Here is a 14,332-nt window from a genome sequence, read left to right as displayed (position 1 = left end):
TTTGCCCGCGCTCCGGACCATTTCATCGTCAGCCGGGTTCTCCGGCGACGACGCGCTCCGCGTCAGTAGAAGTAGACGCGCGGAGCGCGCGAACGGTGGTGGTGATGGTGGCGCCCGCCATGGTGCCAATGCCGGCGAGGATGATGATGGTGGTGCCAACGCCGCTGATGATGCCAGTGGCCATGGCGGTGACGATGGCCGTGGAAGTTTCGGCGGTGGTGGTGGTGATGCCAGTGCTGGACCGTCTGGACGAGGTCCTCGGATGCGGCGGGTTGCGCCGACGGGATCGGCGCAGCGGATGCTGCGCCTGCAAGACCGAATGTTAGCGCAACGGCCATGACTATCCGACGAAGAGTCATGTGTTCTCCTCCTATTGCGTCGATATCCGCGATCGGTCGGGATGATCGCATCGTGTCTCTCTAGAACACCAGAGATGAACCTGACATGAGCGATCAGATCGGATGGGAGGAACGTCGCGCACCGTCGCTCGATGAGATGGATGAAATCGCCAGGAAAGCGTTCGGCAACCTGCCGGATGCCTTCAAGTCCTTATGCGACGGCGTCGTCATCAAGGTCGTCGATTTTCCCGATGACGAGACGCTCGAAGAGATGGAGATCGAAAGCCCGTTCGATCTCCTCGGCCTCTTCCGGGGGCTCGGGCTGGCGCAGGGCGCCTTTCCGGATGCGCTCCAGACCGGGCAGATGCCGAACATGGTCTGGCTCTACCGGCGGCCGATCCTCGATTATTGGGCTGAGCACGAGGAGACGCTGGGAGCCATCGTCTCGCATGTCCTGATCCACGAGATCGGCCATCATTTCGGCCTGTCGGACGACGACATGGAGCGCGTCGAGGCCGCCGCCGGCTGAGCGCGTCTCAGCGATCAGGCGTCGCCTTTGATCGTGTCCTTGAGACCACCGACGGCGTTCTGGGCCGACCCGGCGGCCTTCTGCGCCTTCCCCTCGGCTTCGAGCTTGGCATCGCCGGTGATCTTGCCGGCAATCTCCTTCGCCGCGCCCTTGGCCTTCTCGACGGCGCCCTCGATGCGGTCCCTGTCCATGTCGTCGTGCTCCCGGCGTCGAACCGGCCGATAACGACCCGCTGCGGCGATCCGTTCCGGCATTCGTCCCGCCTCGCTCGGATGGCACGGCTTGCCACGAGCGAGGGTGATCGGCACGGTATTCTCATGGTCCCCACGATCAGTGTCCAGCTCGCGGATTTCGACCCCGGCGCCGTCGTCGAGACGCTGTCCGCTGACCGGACGGGTGTGGGTGCGGTCGTGAGCTTCGTCGGCCTCTGCCGTGACGAGGGCGGGGAACTCGCGGCGCTCGAACTCGAGCATTATCCCGGCATGGCGGAGGAGGAGATCGGAAGGATCGCCGGCGAGGCCTGTTCGCGCTGGCCTCTTCTCGGCCTGACCGTCATCCACCGTCACGGGTTGGTCCGGCCGGGCGACCGCATCGTCATCGTCGCCGCGGCGGCGAGCCATCGCGAGGCGGCGTTCTCGGGAGCCGCCTTCATGATGGATTTCCTGAAGACCAGCGCGCCCTTCTGGAAGCGGGAGCATCGCGCGGATGGACGCGTCGGAGAATGGGTCGCTGCGAAGGCCAGCGACGATCTCGCAGCGGCGGTCTGGCGCTGACGCACGCCCGCGCCGCCGGCTTGAACGTCCCGATAACCGTGACGGCAGGCCTGTGATGTGGTGCACCTGAACCAGGTTGCGTCCTCCGGCGTTCCCTTCCCATATAGGATCATGTCGATCCGCTCAGGCCGATGCGAATCGGCCGATCTGGAAGAATCGGGAGACCGACAATGCTGCTACGGACCATCCTCGTGCTGGGGGCCGGCGCACTCGCCGCCGCCTCGCTGTCCACCAGCGCCAGCGCTTTCGGCCGCCTGGGCGGCAATTCGGAGGCCGGCGATTCCTATCTCAACGACGCGGTGAAGAACCCGGCGCTACTGGATCCCAACAGCAAGGCCTCGCGGGAGCGCTACCGCGCCTATTATCCCAGCGAGGGATGGGATGACCGCTGGGCGGCCTGGGAGGCGAAGCACGGTCGGGTCTACCGGCCCGGCAGCCGTTAACCCGGGCGCACCCGACAGAGGAAGCGGCGCTCCCAAGGGAGCGTCGCACCTTGTCTATTCCGCCGCGACGCTCGCGGCGCGGATGATCGCCGCCCATCGATCGATATCCTGGCGCTGGAAGGCGGCGAAGGCAGTCGGCTCGCGCCAGTTCGGCAGCATGCCGAGCGTCCTGATGTTGTCGGCGATGTCAGCCTGCGCGATCATCGCCCGCAGGGCGGACGCATAGCGGCGCGTGATCTCCGGGGGCAGTTTCGCGGGCCCGAATGCCGCGATCCAGGCATCGGCCTCGACCCCCGCGATCCCCTCCCCCGCCAGCGTCGGCAGGCCCGGCAGTTGCGGGCAGGGAGCGGGCGAGGCGACGGCGAGCGCCCTGACCTGGTTTCCCTGAACTTGCCCGAGCACGGTCGGGACGGTGGCGAAGGCCATGTCGATCCGGCCGCCGACGAGATCCTGGAGCAGCGGAGCGGCTCCGCGATACGGAACATGGACGAGGTCGAGACTCGTCTTCGCCTTGAAGAGCTCCATCGTCAGATGCGACGCGGACCCGATGCCCGTGGAGCCGCAGGTCAGCTTCGTCGACGACTTCGCCAGCGCCACGACATCGGCCGCGGATTTCGCCGCCAGATCGGCCCGGACGACGAGGAGATGCTGGAGATCGGCCAGCTGGCCGAGGACGGTGAAATCGTCGATCGGATGATAGCCGCCGCCATCCTTCATGAGCGAGATGTTCGTCGCGTGGGTCTGGTTGGTGGTGACGAGCAGCGTGTGTCCGTCGGGATCCGCCTTGGCCACGCGGCGGGAGCCGATGGCGCCGGAGGCACCCGGCGCGTTCTCGACCACCGCATTGCCCCGAAGCGAGGCGGAGAGGTCTCGCGCCACGATCCTCGCGAGCACGTCGGTCCCGCCTCCTGCCGGATAGGGCACGATGATGGTTACAGGCCGGCTCGGGCTCCACTCCGCCCGAGCCGCGCGGGAGGAGGCCGCCAGGAGAGCGCCCCCGATCAGAGCCCGTCTGCGATCGATCATCTCATTCTCCGGCCGGTGAGCGGCCCTATCTTGGGTCGGTGATGGTCTGTTGCTCGATCAGCCGCCGCTGCGCCGCTCGCTCGGCGTGACGGCGTCGAGAAGCTGGCGCGCCCTGTCGAGATCGCCGGCCAGGGCGTCGAGGTCCTCGGCGAGGGCCTCTCGGATCGCGAGCGCGGCGTCGGGATATTCCTCGAGCGTCCGCCGCATCAGCGTCAGGGAGATCCGGAGGACCTCCGACCTTTCCCGGGCGATGGCCGAGACCGGTCGCTTGGTCCGCAGGAACAGCGCCGTCCGGCCGATCAGGGCGCCCTTGGGCTGGATGCGCCCGCTTTCGGCATCCTCCCGCCGCGTCTCGAGTTCGCCCGACAGCACGACATAACCGCCATCCGACCGCTCGCCTTGCCGGAACAGGTACTCGCCCGTGCGCAGGCGCCGTGTCTCGGCCGCGAATGCCATCAGCCGCAGCGCATCCCGGCCCAGCAGGTCGAAGACCGGAACCTTCGCAAGCAAATCGATCAGATCGTCGAGGGGCATCGCTGTCTTACCCCATCAACCGGTAGCCGCCCGGATCGGTGACGAGCAGCCGGGCAGCGGACGGATCGCTCTCGAGCTTCTGCCGAAGCCGGTAGATATGCGTCTCCAGCGTGTGGGTGGTGACGTCGGCATGATAGCCGAAGACCTCCTGGAGGAGCTCGTCCCGGCTCACGGTCGAGGAGCCCGCGCGGTGGAGATAGCGCAGGATCGCCACCTCCTTCTCGGTCAGTTTCAGGCTCGTCCCGTCGGGGCCGACCAGCGATTTCGCTCCGGGATGGCAAAGATGCGGCCCGATCGCGAAGGCCGCCTCGTCGGACGCCTCATGAGCGCGGATGAGCGCGCGGATGCGGGGCAGGAGCGCGGAGAATCGGAACGGCTTCGAGATCGTGTCGCTGGCGCCCGAGTCGGGATCGTGGGCGCCCTCCGGATCGCTCGCGGCGGATGTCATCATGAGGGCGGGGCCGCGAAAGCCGTCCTGCCGAAGCTGGGCGATGAGGTCTCGTCCGTCGATGTCGGGCAAGTCGGAGTCGATGAGAGCGAGATCGAAGGGCCGCTCCTGCAGCACGCGTCGACCCTCGTCACCGGTTGCGCAACCGCAGATCTCGAAATCCGGCGAGGGATCGAGCTGCTCCACAAGCACGTCGTGAAGCGCTTTGTCGCCCTGGACGACGAGGATACGAGCCGCCGGCATCAGGAACGGCAGGACGCGGCGGCGGGCCGCGCGGCCGGGGCATTCTCGCGCATGAGCATCCTATAGCTTGACAGGGCCCTGGGGTTGAAGTCCCTGCCGCCACGTGAAGCGCCGCAGCCTCGACGTCATCTTCGTCTTCCGCTCGCCCAGCGACAAGCGCAAGGGCGTCGTCGTGGCCGGCCCGCTCCGCTTGCGCTGTGCTCTCGGCCGGGGCGGCATGATCCGCGACAAGCGGGAGGGCGATGGCGGGACACCCGTCGCCTCCTTGAAGGCGCTCGGCGTCCATTACCGGCCCGATCGAACACCGCGCCCCCGCACGTCCCTGCCTCTCGTTCGGATCGGCAAGGCGGATGGCTGGTGCGACGACTCTGCCTCCCGGCTCTACAACCGTCCCATCCGCCTTCCGGCACACCCGTCGCACGAGCGGATGTGGCGGGACGATGCGCTGTACGACATCGTCGTGGACCTCTCGTGGAACCGGCGCCCGATCCGGCGGGGCCGGGGCAGCGCGATCTTCCTGCACTCGGCGCGTCCGGATTTCACGCCGACGGAAGGCTGTGTCGCCGTCGGGCGGGCCGTCATTGCCCGTCTGGTCGAGCGGATCGGGCCGAGGACGCGGATCGTCGTGCGGGGCTGAGCTGTCACGCAGCCGCGGGCTGCGGGCGGCTGCCGAAGATCGCGCTTCCGACGCGGACATGGGTGGCGCCGAGCTGGATCGCCGCCTCGAAATCCGCGCTCATGCCCATCGAGAGAAGCGCGAGACCGTGATCGGCCGCGAGCGAGGCGAGCCAGGCGAAATGCGGCGATGGCGGCTCGTCGAAGGGCGGGATGCACATCAGTCCGGATATGGCGAGGCCGAAGCTCGTCCGGCATTCCTCGAGAAAGCCCGGAAGCGCATCGGGATCGATGCCGCCCTTCTGCGGCTCGCGGCCGGTATTGACCTGACAGAGGAGGGCGGGCTGCCGTCCCGCACGCTGAACGGCCTTGGCCAGCGCCTTGGCGAGGGACGGGCGATCGAGCGAATGGATCACGTCGAACAAGGCAATGGCTTCGCCGGCCTTGTTCGATTGGAGGGGGCCGATCAGGTGAAGCTCGACGTCGGGCCAGCGCTCGCGCAGCTCCGGCCACTTGGCCTGTGATTCCTGGACGTAGTTCTCGCCGAACAGGCGCTGCCCCGCCTTCAGCGCGTCCTCGATCCGCACCGCCTCGACCGTCTTCGAGACGGCGATCAACGCCGCGCCGCCGGGCGGCCGATCGCAATCGGCCTCGGCCCGCGCGATGGCCTGCCGGATCAATGCCAGATTGTCGGCAACATCGTGATCGCCCATGCTTTCCGTCACCCTGCAGGCCTCGTCGGCGGCCGAGCCGAAGACGTTGACCCTCTTCTGCAAATCGTGTTTGACGCTACGCGTCGGTGCCCTCGTCGAGGGCGCGCCCTCTCACCGAAACACCGTGTAACGATGTCGTCTGAGCGCTACAACGCCAAGGAGGCCGAGCCGAAATGGCAGAAGGCCTGGGCTGATCGCCAGCTTTTCCTCACGCGCGACGACGATCCGCGTCCAAAATACTATGTCCTGGAGATGTTCCCCTACCCGTCGGGGCGCATCCATATGGGCCATGTGCGCAACTATGCGATGGGCGACGTCCTGGCGCGCTACAAGCGGGCGCGCGGCTTCAACGTGATGCATCCGATGGGCTGGGACGCCTTCGGCATGCCGGCCGAGAATGCCGCCATGCAGAACAAGGTCCATCCCAAGGAATGGACTTACGCCAACATCGCGACGATGCGCGCTCAGCTCCAGTCGATGGGCCTTTCGCTCGACTGGTCGCGCGAATTCGCGACCTGCGACCCCGCCTATTACAAGCAGCAGCAGCGCCTGTTCCTCGATTTCCTCGCCGCGGGGCTCGTCGATCGGAAGTCCGCGAAGGTCAATTGGGACCCCGTCGACCAGACCGTGCTCGCCAACGAGCAGGTGATCGATGGCAAGGGCTGGCGCTCCGGTGCGGCTGTCGAGCAGCGCGAACTGACGCAGTGGTTCTTCCGGATCACCGATTTCGCCGCCGATCTCGATGCGAAGCTCGACACCCTGACGCGCTGGCCGGAGAAGGTCCGGCTGATGCAGCGCAACTGGATCGGCCGCTCCGATGGACTTCACGTCCGTTTCGCGCTCGATCCCGCGACGACGCCCGCCGGGGAGCGGGAGCTTCCCGTCTACACGACCCGGCCGGACACGCTGTTCGGGGCCCGCTTCATGGCCATCGCCGCCGACCATCCCCTGGCGCTCGAGGCCGCGAAGCGCGACCCCAAACTGGCGGCCTTTGCCGAGGAGTGCCGGCGGCACGGGACGGCGCAAGAGGAGATCGATCGGGCCGAGAAGAAGGGCTACGACACGGGTATCCGCGCCGTCCATCCCTTCGATCCGTCATGGACCCTGCCGGTCTATGTCGCGAATTTCGTCCTCATGGATTACGGCACCGGCGCGATCTTCGGCTGTCCCGCACACGACCAGCGCGACCTCGATTTCGCGCAGGCCTATGGGCTCGGCGCCGTTCCGGTGGTCTGCCCGGCCGGTACCGATCCGGCGAGCGTGGTCATCACGGATACGGCCTATACGGGCGAGGGCCGGATGATCAATTCGCGCTTCCTCGACGGCATGACGCCGCAGGAGGCCTTCGACGACGTCGCGCGCCGGCTGGAGAGCGAGACCGCGCCGGGCGGCGGAGCGGTGGCCGAGCGGCGGACCAATTATCGGCTGCGCGATTGGGGGATTTCCCGCCAGCGCTACTGGGGCTGCCCGATCCCGGTCATCCATTGCGGCGATTGCGGCACCCAGCCCGTGCCGGCGGAGGATCTTCCGGTCCTCCTCCCCGACGATGTCAGCTTCGACCGGCCGGGGAACCCTCTCGACCGGCATCCGACGTGGCGCGACGTTCCGTGTCCGGCCTGCGGCAAGCCCGCGCGGCGGGAGACCGACACGATGGACACCTTCGTCGATTCCTCGTGGTATTTCGCGCGCTTCACGGCGCCGCATCTCGGTTCGGCGCCGACCGACAAGGCGATCGCCGATTCCTGGCTGCCCGTGAACCAGTATATCGGCGGCGTGGAGCATGCGATCCTGCATCTCCTCTATTCGCGGTTCTTCACGCGGGCGATGCGCAAGACCGGCTGGGTCGGCCTCGACGAGCCGTTCGAGGGCATGTTCACCCAGGGCATGGTGGTTCACGAGACCTATCGCGAGGCGGACGGCACCTGGGTTCAGCCCGTCGACGTGCGGTTCGAGAGCGGGACGGGTGAGCGGCAGGCGTTTCACGTGAAAACGGGCGCGCCGATCGTCATCGGTCCGATCGAGAAGATGTCGAAGTCGCGGAAGAACACCGTCGATCCCGACGACATCATCGCGAGCTACGGTGCCGATACCGCGCGCTGGTTCATGCTGTCGGATTCGCCTCCCGAGCGGGACGCCATCTGGTCGGACGAGGGCGTGCAGGGTGCGAACCGCCTGATGCAGCGCGTCTACCGCCTGGTGAACCGTATCGCGGCGCCCGATTTCGGGCCGGCCGCGCCGGATGCCGCGAAGGCCGCGCATCGGACGCTGGCCGCGGTCGAGGAGGCGTTCGAGCGCCTTCACTTCAACGTCGCGGTCGCCCGCATCAACGAGCTGGTGAATGCTCTCTCCGGCGTCTCCGCGGATCGGGCCAAGGACGCCCCGCCGGCGCCTCCGGCCGACCCGTCGGCCGTCGAGCAAATCCGGGCTGCCACCGGCATGCTGCTCCAGATGCTCGCGCCGATGATGCCGCATCTGGCGGAGGAATGCTGGGGGATCCTCGGACGGCCGGGCCTCGTCGCGGAGGCGGCATGGCCGACCCTCGACCGCTCCCTGCTGGTCGAGGACGAGGTCACCCTGCCCGTTCAGATCAACGGCAAGAAGCGAGCGGAAGTCACGGTGGCGCGGACTGCGGACAACAGTTTCGTAGAGCAGGCCGTGCTATCGCTCGATGCGGTGATCCGCGCGCTCGAAGGCAAGACGCCGCGGAAGATCGTTGTCGTGCCACAGAGGATCGTCAATGTGGTCGTCTAAGCTTTGCCGCCTTCTCCTGGCGGCCTCTCTCACCCTCCCCTTGGCCGGCTGTTTCCGGCCGCTCTACGGCCCCACGGCGTCGGGCGTCCCGGTCCAGCAATCGCTGGCCGCGATCGAGGTCGCCAAAGTGACCGTGCCGCAGGGTCAGGAGCAGCTCTCCCACTACCTGCGGAGCGAGCTGGTCTTCGAGCTCGACGGCTCGGGCACCGTGTCCCAGAAACGCTATCAGCTCGCGGTCAACGCGGCCGAGGCGATCCAGATCACGATCACGGATACGATCACCGGCCGGGCGGATGCCGCGCAGCTGAACGTCACCGCGCGCTACACGCTGACGTCGCTCGACGGCAAGCGCGAGGTCCTGACCGGGACCGCGAAGACCTCCGCGACCTATTTCCGCGACCCTCAGCGCTTCGCTTCGGTGCGGGCCGCGCGGGATGCCGAGATCAGGGCTTCGAAGCAGATCGCGGAAGAGATCAAGAACCGCATCGCGGCGCATTTCGCGACGACGCGCTGATCACCTCGTGACGGCGGTCAAGGCCGGGGACGTCGATCGCGCCGTCAAGGCGAGACGCCCCGACATCTGCGTGCTTCTGTTCTACGGGCCCGATTCCGGCCGGGTCTCGGAACGGGCCCGGGCGGCTGCGGAGGCCGCCGTCTCCGATCCTGCCGATCCATTCCAGCTCATCCGGCTGGATGGGGACGATCTCCTCGACCATCCGGGCAAGCTCGTCGAGGAAGCGACGACGTATGGGCTGTTCGGTGAACGGCGCGTCATCTGGGTCCGGCCGACCTCCCGCAACATCGCCGGCCCCGTCGCCGCCTGCCTGGAGGGGGCGCCGGATGGCACGCTCGTCGTCGTCGAGGCCGGGGATCTCGGCAAGACCTCACCGCTGCGCGCCGCCTGCGAGAAGTCGAACAGGGCGCTCGCCCTGCCCTGCTATGCGGACGAGACGCGGGATCTCGCGACGGTCGTGACCGATACTCTGGCCGCTGGCGGCCTTCGGATCGACGCGGATGCCCGCGAACTCCTGATCGAGTCGCTCGGCGGCGACCGTCTGGCGAGCCGGGGCGAGCTCGAGAAGTTGATGCTCTATTGTCTCGGTCGCGAGAGGGTCTCCGCCGAGGATGTCGCGGCCGTCGTGAGCGATGTCTCGAGCCAGAGTGTCGACATGGCCCTCGATGCGGCGTTCGGGGGCGATCTTGCGACGCTGGAGGATTCGCTCCGCCAGTTGGCCCAGAATGGCGTCGCGCCGGCGCAGATCCTCATTCTCGCCCTCCGCCATACGCTCCAGCTTCTGTCCGGGCGGGCGGGGATCGATTCGGGCAGCGACCCGGAGGCGGCCGTGCGGTCGTGGCGCGGACTGCATTTCCGGCGCAGGAATGCCGTCGAGCGGCAACTTGCACGCTGGCGGGAGCCGAGCCTTCGACGCGTCGTCGACGCGCTGCAGGATGCGACGCTCCAGTCACGCCGCAACCCGGGGCTCGCTCAGACCGTTGCCGGCGCCGCATTGCTCCGGATCGCCCAGGCGGCCTCGCGGCGCTGAGGCGGAACTCGCCCTGGCCGTCGCTCGGACCGCCTCGGCGCCGGCTCCTGCCGACGAAGAAGCCTTGTCGATCGAGCGCGCGGGTAGGGCCCTCTCAGCCGCGCAGCCGTGCGGCCAAGGCGTCGAGCTGTTCCAGAGACGTGTAACGCAGACGGACATCGCCGCCCGGACCGCGATGGTCGATCTGGACCGAGAGACCGAGCGCATCCTCGATCTCGCGTTCGAGGGCGCGCGTATCGCTGTCGACCGTGCGCTGTCGGCGAGGCCTGCCGGCCTTCGCCTTGGCCTGGTCCCCGTCGACGGCCTCCTCGGCCTCGTCCCGACCGAGCCGTTCGATATCGCGGACCGTGAGGCCACGCTCCACGATCCGGTCTGCGACCGTGTCCGCATCCTCGACCGCCAGCAGGGCGCGACCATGCCCTGCCGAAATCTTGCCCTGCTCGATGAGGCCGCGGATATGGGGAGACAGCTTGAGAAGACGGAGCGTGTTCGCGACATGGCTGCGGCTCTTCCCGAGCGTGCCGGCAAGGTCGGATTGGCTGTAGCCGTGCTGGTCGATCAGGCGCTCATAGCCCGAAGCCTCGTCGAGCGGATTGAGGTCCGCCCGCTGGACGTTTTCGATGATGGCGAGTTCGAGAGCCAGCTTGTCGTCCGCTTCGACGACGACGACCGGCACGTCGTGCAATTCGGCCCGCTGCGCGGCGCGCCAGCGTCGCTCTCCCGCGATGATCTCGTAGACATCCGGCAGGTTGAGGACGGCGCGGACGACGATCGGCTGGATGATGCCCCGCTCGCGGACCGATTCGGCGAGCTCGGCGAGCTCGGTCTCGTCGAAATGGGTGCGCGGATTATGCGGGTTCCGACGCAGGAACTCGATCGGCACGCGCCGCGTACCGGGCGCCGGGCGCTCGCCGGTCCCACCGAATTCCTCGCCCACATCGCCGATCAGGGCCGCGAGGCCCCGCCCTAGCCGGGACCGGATCGGTTCTTCCGTCGTGGTCTTTCGACTCACCTTCGCACCACTCCCCTTACGCGGCCGCTCCGACAAGCGCTCGTTCCCTTTGAATGATCTCCGACGCGAGCCGAAGGTAGGCCTGCGATCCCGTGCATTTCAGATCGTAGAGCAGCACCGGCTTGCCGTGCGACGGGGCCTCCGAGACGCGGACATTACGCGGAATGACGGTCTCGTAGACCTTGGCCCCCATGAACTGGCGCACATCCGCGACCACCTGGTTGGCGAGGTTGTTGCGAGGGTCGAACATCGTCAGCACGACCCCGTGGATGGAGAGGCGCGAATTGAGGGTCGTGCGGACCTGCTCGACCGTCTTGAGCAATTGGCTCAACCCCTCGAGAGCAAAGAACTCGCATTGAAGCGGAACCAGCACCGCATCGGCCGCCGCGAGGGCGTTGATCGTCAGGAGGTTCAGCGAGGGGGGGCAGTCGATCAGGACGTAGGTGTAGGCCGGCTGGGATTCGGCCCCCGTGGGCAGGCCGGCCAACGCTCGCCGGACGCGCTGGGTCCGATCGCGCTCCTGCGCGATCTCGAGTTCGAGACCGAGAAGGTCCATCGTGGCAGGAGCCACCGAGAGGTTCGGGACCACGGTCTCTTGCACCGCGTCTGCGAGGTCGGCCTCGCCCGACAGGACGTGATAGGTCGAGACAGCGCGGTGGCGGCGATCGATGCCGAGACCGGTCGATGCGTTGCCCTGCGGATCGAGGTCGATCACGAGCACGCGTTCGCCGATCGCGGCGAGGGCGGTGCCGAGATTGATGGCGGTGGTGGTCTTGCCGACACCACCCTTCTGATTGGCGAGGGCGAGGACGCGCGGAATCCGCTGTCCCTGGAAGGCTGAACTAAGGGGCGATGTCGTCACGATGTCTGCCGCCAGTGAGTGCAGGGCCGGCGAAATTTTGGATTCTGACGATCCGCCCATCGGGCTCCGTCCGGCTCGCCAGGAGCTCCGCCTCGAAATTCCAGCATTCTTGCGCCTCGGTCAATTCGCGCGAGACGTTACGGCCTTTTGGAAACAGTCCGATGGCGCCGTTGAGCAATAATGGCTGTGCATAAGCAATCAGACGCGCCAGAGGGGCGAGTGCTCGGGCGCTGACGACCTCGGCCTCGATCGCGGCATCGGTCAGCGCCGTCTCGATTCGCGCTTCGATGACGGTGACGCTGAGGTCCATGCGGCGGGCAGTGCTTCGAAGGAAGGCGCATTTGCGCGAGTCGCTTTCGACCAGGACGACGCGCCGCGTCGGGTCGGCCGCGGCGACGATGAGGCCGGGAAGGCCTCCGCCGGAGCCGAGATCGACCCAGGTGCGGGCATCGGGCGCGATGTCCGCGAGCTGCAGGCTGTCGTCGATATGCCGGGTCCAGAGGTCGGGCAGGCTCGCGGGGGAGACGAGGTTCAGGGCGCGCTGCCAGCGGGTCAGTTCATCGGCGAAGATGCTCAGGCGGTCCCGTGTTTCACGTGAAACAACCGGGCCGTTCGCGTTGCGGCGGCTCACGCGCTGGGTGCCCGCTGGCCCGCCGCGAGGCGCGCATGGGCCGCGAGGATGGTCAGTGCGGCCGGGGTGATACCTTCCATGCGCGATGCCTGGCCGAGACTCGCCGGACGCAGGGCGGAGAGCCGGCCCTTGATCTCGCTCGACAGCCCCGGAAGGGTCTCGAAATCGAGATCCGCAGGCAGAAGGGCGTTCTCGTCACGCTTGAAGGTGGCGAGGTCCTGGTCCTGGCGATCCAGATAGACCGAATAGACCGCATCGGTGCGAAGCCGCTCCATCACCCGGGGTGGGATCTCGCGGCAGGCATCCGGCCAGATCGCGTCCAGCGAGGAGGCGTCGAAGCCGGGCCGCGATAGCAGCTCGAAAGCGGAGCGGCGGATGCCGTCCTGGTTGACCCGCACGCCCCGAGCCTCCGCCTCGTTCGGGGTGGCGTTCAATCGTCCCAGCAGGCGACGGCCGTCCTCCAACGCGCTCCACCACGCGGCAAACCGCGCGGTGCGATCGGACGACACGATGCCGAGGCGGGTGCCGAGCGGGGTCAGCCGCTCGTCGGCATTGTCGGGCCGAAGGCTCAGCCGGAACTCGGACCGGGAGGTGAACATCCGATAGGGCTCGGTCACGCCCCGCGTGACGAGGTCGTCGATCAGCACGCCGATATAGGATTCGGAGCGGGGGAAGACGACCGTGTCGGCGCCCGATGCTCGACGCGCCGCATTCAGCCCTGCGACGATGCCCTGCGCCGCAGCCTCTTCGTAGCCGGTTGTCCCGTTGATCTGGCCTGCCAGGAATAGGCCGCCGACCGCTTTCGTCTCGAGCGTCGCGTGGAGGGCGCGCGGGTCGACGTAATCGTACTCGATGGCGTAGCCCGGGCGCAGGATCGTCGCGCGTTCGAGACCGGGAATGCTGCGCACGACGCCGTGCTGGACATCCTCCGGCAGCGAGGTCGAGATCCCGTTGGGATAGACGACCGGGTCGTCGAGGCCTTCGGGCTCGAGAAAGATCTGGTGCGAGTCGCGGTCGGCGAAACGGACCACCTTGTCCTCGATGGAGGGGCAATAGCGCGGTCCCCGCCCCTGGATCGCGCCGCCATAGAGCGGTGAGCGGTGCAGGCTCGCGCGGATGAGATCGTGCGCGGCCGGCCCTGTGCGGGTGATGCCGCATTCGATCTGCGGCACGGTGATCCGGTCCGTCATGAACGAGAACGGCTCCGGCTCGTCGTCGGCACGCTGGTGTTCGACCGCGCTCCAATCGATGGTTCGCCCATCGAGCCGCGGCGGCGTGCCCGTCTTGAGCCGGCCGAGCGGCAGGTTGAAGCGTGCGAGCGTCCGCGACATCGCGTCCGACGGCTGCTCGCCGTAGCGGCCGGCCCGGATGCGGGTCTCGCCGATATGGATCAGGCCGCCCAGGAACGTGCCGGTGGTGAGGACCACGGCTCCGGTGGGGAAGCGGCGGCCATCGGCGCAGACGAGTGCCTCGACCCGGTCTCCGGCGATCTCGATATCGGCCGCTTCGCCTTCGACGACGACGAGGCCCGGCGTCTCGTCGACGAGCGTCCGGATCGCCCGCGCGTAGAGCTTGCGATCCGCCTGGCTGCGAGGCCCTCGAACAGCCGGCCCCTTGCGTCGATTGAGAAGGCGGAACTGGATTCCGGCCGCATCGGCCGCTCGCGCCATCAGCCCGTCCAATGCATCGACCTCGCGGACGAGATGGCCCTTGCCGAGCCCGCCGATGGCGGGATTGCAGGACATGACGCCGACCGTCGCGAGGCTCTGCGTGACGAGGGCGGTCGCAGCGCCGAGCCGTGCGGCCGCGGCGGCGGCCTCGACCCCGGCATGCCCTCCCCCGACCACGATGACGTCGAACCCGCTCACGT

The 14,332-nt window shown here is 67.8% G+C and carries 17 protein-coding genes; 7 read left to right on the top strand and 10 right to left on the bottom strand.

The features are described from left to right. Nucleotides 1–28: 28 nt before the first annotated feature. Nucleotides 29–313, bottom strand: a complete 285-nt coding sequence (locus EV668_RS20890; protein ID WP_166652576.1) for a hypothetical protein — start codon at nt 311–313, stop codon at nt 29–31. A 131-nt stretch (nt 314–444) separates the two neighbouring features. Here EV668_RS20890 and EV668_RS20885 point away from each other — a divergent pair, with 131 nt between their 5' ends. Then, entirely contained in the window at nt 445–867 is a 423-nt protein-coding gene (locus tag EV668_RS20885) for a metallopeptidase family protein (RefSeq protein ID WP_133773790.1), read from the top strand. 14 nt (nt 868–881) lie between these two features. Here the strand turns inward: EV668_RS20885 and EV668_RS20880 are convergent, their stop codons facing one another. Further along, nucleotides 882–1,058 carry a CsbD family protein gene (locus EV668_RS20880; RefSeq protein WP_133773788.1) on the bottom strand — a complete coding sequence of 59 codons (177 nt, stop codon included), beginning with the start codon at nt 1,056–1,058 and terminating at the stop codon, nt 882–884. 126 nt (nt 1,059–1,184) lie between these two features. On the opposite strand from EV668_RS20880, the gene EV668_RS20875 reads away from it, so the two are divergent. Together EV668_RS20875 and EV668_RS20870 are read left to right on the top strand one after the other, a co-directional pair. Next, the gene (locus tag EV668_RS20875) at nt 1,185–1,640 is read left to right on the top strand and encodes a molybdenum cofactor biosynthesis protein MoaE (RefSeq protein WP_133773786.1); all 456 of its coding nucleotides are present in this window, start codon (nt 1,185–1,187) and stop codon (nt 1,638–1,640) included. Nucleotides 1,641–1,810: 170 nt separating this feature from the next. Beyond that, a complete protein-coding gene (locus EV668_RS20870; RefSeq protein ID WP_133773783.1) occupies nt 1,811–2,083 on the top strand; it encodes a hypothetical protein in 273 nt (90 codons plus the stop codon). Nucleotides 2,084–2,137: 54 nt separating this feature from the next. Here the strand turns inward: EV668_RS20870 and EV668_RS20865 are convergent, their stop codons facing one another. The 3 genes from EV668_RS20865 to EV668_RS20855 are packed head-to-tail and all read right to left on the bottom strand — an operon-like array spanning nt 2,138 to nt 4,334. Then, nucleotides 2,138–3,109: a Bug family tripartite tricarboxylate transporter substrate binding protein gene (locus EV668_RS20865; protein ID WP_133773781.1), complete on the bottom strand. Its 972-nt coding sequence runs from the start codon at nt 3,107–3,109 to the stop codon at nt 2,138–2,140. Between the two features lie 57 nt (nt 3,110–3,166). Then, on the bottom strand, nt 3,167–3,643 hold the full coding sequence (locus EV668_RS20860; RefSeq protein WP_133773779.1) for a cyclic nucleotide-binding domain-containing protein: 477 nt from the start codon (nt 3,641–3,643) through the stop codon (nt 3,167–3,169). A 7-nt stretch (nt 3,644–3,650) separates the two neighbouring features. After that, nucleotides 3,651–4,334, bottom strand: a complete 684-nt coding sequence (locus EV668_RS20855; RefSeq protein ID WP_133773777.1) for a response regulator transcription factor — start codon at nt 4,332–4,334, stop codon at nt 3,651–3,653. A gap of 103 nt (nt 4,335–4,437) precedes the next feature. On the opposite strand from EV668_RS20855, the gene EV668_RS20850 reads away from it, so the two are divergent. Continuing rightward, complete coding sequence (locus EV668_RS20850) at nt 4,438–4,971, top strand: L,D-transpeptidase family protein (protein WP_133773775.1); 534 nt, start codon at nt 4,438–4,440, stop codon at nt 4,969–4,971. 4 nt (nt 4,972–4,975) lie between these two features. Here the strand turns inward: EV668_RS20850 and EV668_RS20845 are convergent, their stop codons facing one another. Next, on the bottom strand, nt 4,976–5,662 hold the full coding sequence (locus EV668_RS20845; RefSeq protein WP_133773772.1) for a YggS family pyridoxal phosphate-dependent enzyme: 687 nt from the start codon (nt 5,660–5,662) through the stop codon (nt 4,976–4,978). Between the two features lie 132 nt (nt 5,663–5,794). On the opposite strand from EV668_RS20845, the gene leuS reads away from it, so the two are divergent. Genes leuS through holA form a run of 3 tightly spaced genes read left to right on the top strand, consistent with a single transcriptional unit; the run spans nt 5,795 to nt 9,957 of the window. Beyond that, nucleotides 5,795–8,413 carry a leucine--tRNA ligase gene (gene leuS, locus EV668_RS20840; protein WP_133773770.1) on the top strand — a complete coding sequence of 873 codons (2,619 nt, stop codon included), beginning with the start codon at nt 5,795–5,797 and terminating at the stop codon, nt 8,411–8,413. After that, nucleotides 8,400–8,927, top strand: a complete 528-nt coding sequence (gene lptE / locus EV668_RS20835) for an LPS assembly lipoprotein LptE (protein ID WP_133773768.1) — start codon at nt 8,400–8,402, stop codon at nt 8,925–8,927. The genes leuS and lptE overlap by 14 nt, the downstream gene beginning before the upstream one ends. A 7-nt stretch (nt 8,928–8,934) precedes the next feature. Next, nucleotides 8,935–9,957: a DNA polymerase III subunit delta gene (gene holA / locus EV668_RS20830; protein WP_133773765.1), complete on the top strand. Its 1,023-nt coding sequence runs from the start codon at nt 8,935–8,937 to the stop codon at nt 9,955–9,957. Nucleotides 9,958–10,051: 94 nt separating this feature from the next. On the opposite strand, the gene EV668_RS20825 is transcribed toward holA, so the two are convergent. The 4 genes from EV668_RS20825 to mnmG are packed head-to-tail and all read right to left on the bottom strand — an operon-like array spanning nt 10,052 to nt 14,330. Beyond that, nucleotides 10,052–10,969 (bottom strand): ParB/RepB/Spo0J family partition protein, encoded by a 918-nt coding sequence (locus EV668_RS20825; RefSeq protein ID WP_133773764.1) that lies wholly within the window; start codon nt 10,967–10,969, stop codon nt 10,052–10,054. A 16-nt stretch (nt 10,970–10,985) separates the two neighbouring features. Beyond that, nucleotides 10,986–11,831 carry a ParA family protein gene (locus tag EV668_RS20820; RefSeq protein WP_280960132.1) on the bottom strand — a complete coding sequence of 282 codons (846 nt, stop codon included), beginning with the start codon at nt 11,829–11,831 and terminating at the stop codon, nt 10,986–10,988. After that, nucleotides 11,812–12,462: a 16S rRNA (guanine(527)-N(7))-methyltransferase RsmG gene (rsmG, locus tag EV668_RS20815; protein ID WP_133773759.1), complete on the bottom strand. Its 651-nt coding sequence runs from the start codon at nt 12,460–12,462 to the stop codon at nt 11,812–11,814. The genes EV668_RS20820 and rsmG overlap by 20 nt, the downstream gene beginning before the upstream one ends. After that, on the bottom strand, nt 12,459–14,330 hold the full coding sequence (gene mnmG / locus EV668_RS20810) for a tRNA uridine-5-carboxymethylaminomethyl(34) synthesis enzyme MnmG (protein WP_425359645.1): 1,872 nt from the start codon (nt 14,328–14,330) through the stop codon (nt 12,459–12,461). Before mnmG ends, rsmG begins: the two co-directional genes overlap by 4 nt. Between the last annotated feature and the right edge of the window lie 2 nt (nt 14,331–14,332).

The organism is Enterovirga rhinocerotis (genome assembly GCF_004363955.1).
GTDB classification, from domain to species: domain Bacteria; phylum Pseudomonadota; class Alphaproteobacteria; order Rhizobiales; family Beijerinckiaceae; genus Enterovirga; species Enterovirga rhinocerotis.
The sequence above is the reverse complement of the archived record's forward strand: the minus strand, read 5'-3'. Positions and strand labels throughout refer to the sequence as shown.

Excerpts from the sequence above, each read along its gene's own strand:
- EV668_RS20885 (WP_133773790.1), top strand. The coding sequence starts at position 445 with ATGAGCGATCAGATCGGATGGGAGGAACGTCGCGCACCGTCGCTCGAT.
- EV668_RS20880 (WP_133773788.1), bottom strand. The coding sequence starts at position 1,058 with ATGGACAGGGACCGCATCGAGGGCGCCGTCGAGAAGGCCAAGGGCGCG.
- EV668_RS20875 (WP_133773786.1), top strand. The coding sequence starts at position 1,185 with ATGGTCCCCACGATCAGTGTCCAGCTCGCGGATTTCGACCCCGGCGCC.
- EV668_RS20870 (WP_133773783.1), top strand. The coding sequence starts at position 1,811 with ATGCTGCTACGGACCATCCTCGTGCTGGGGGCCGGCGCACTCGCCGCC.
- EV668_RS20865 (WP_133773781.1), bottom strand. The coding sequence starts at position 3,109 with ATGATCGATCGCAGACGGGCTCTGATCGGGGGCGCTCTCCTGGCGGCC.
- EV668_RS20860 (WP_133773779.1), bottom strand. The coding sequence starts at position 3,643 with ATGCCCCTCGACGATCTGATCGATTTGCTTGCGAAGGTTCCGGTCTTC.
- EV668_RS20855 (WP_133773777.1), bottom strand. The coding sequence starts at position 4,334 with ATGCCGGCGGCTCGTATCCTCGTCGTCCAGGGCGACAAAGCGCTTCAC.
- EV668_RS20845 (WP_133773772.1), bottom strand. The coding sequence starts at position 5,662 with ATGGGCGATCACGATGTTGCCGACAATCTGGCATTGATCCGGCAGGCC.
- leuS (WP_133773770.1), top strand. The coding sequence starts at position 5,795 with ATGTCGTCTGAGCGCTACAACGCCAAGGAGGCCGAGCCGAAATGGCAG.
- lptE (WP_133773768.1), top strand. The coding sequence starts at position 8,400 with ATGTGGTCGTCTAAGCTTTGCCGCCTTCTCCTGGCGGCCTCTCTCACC.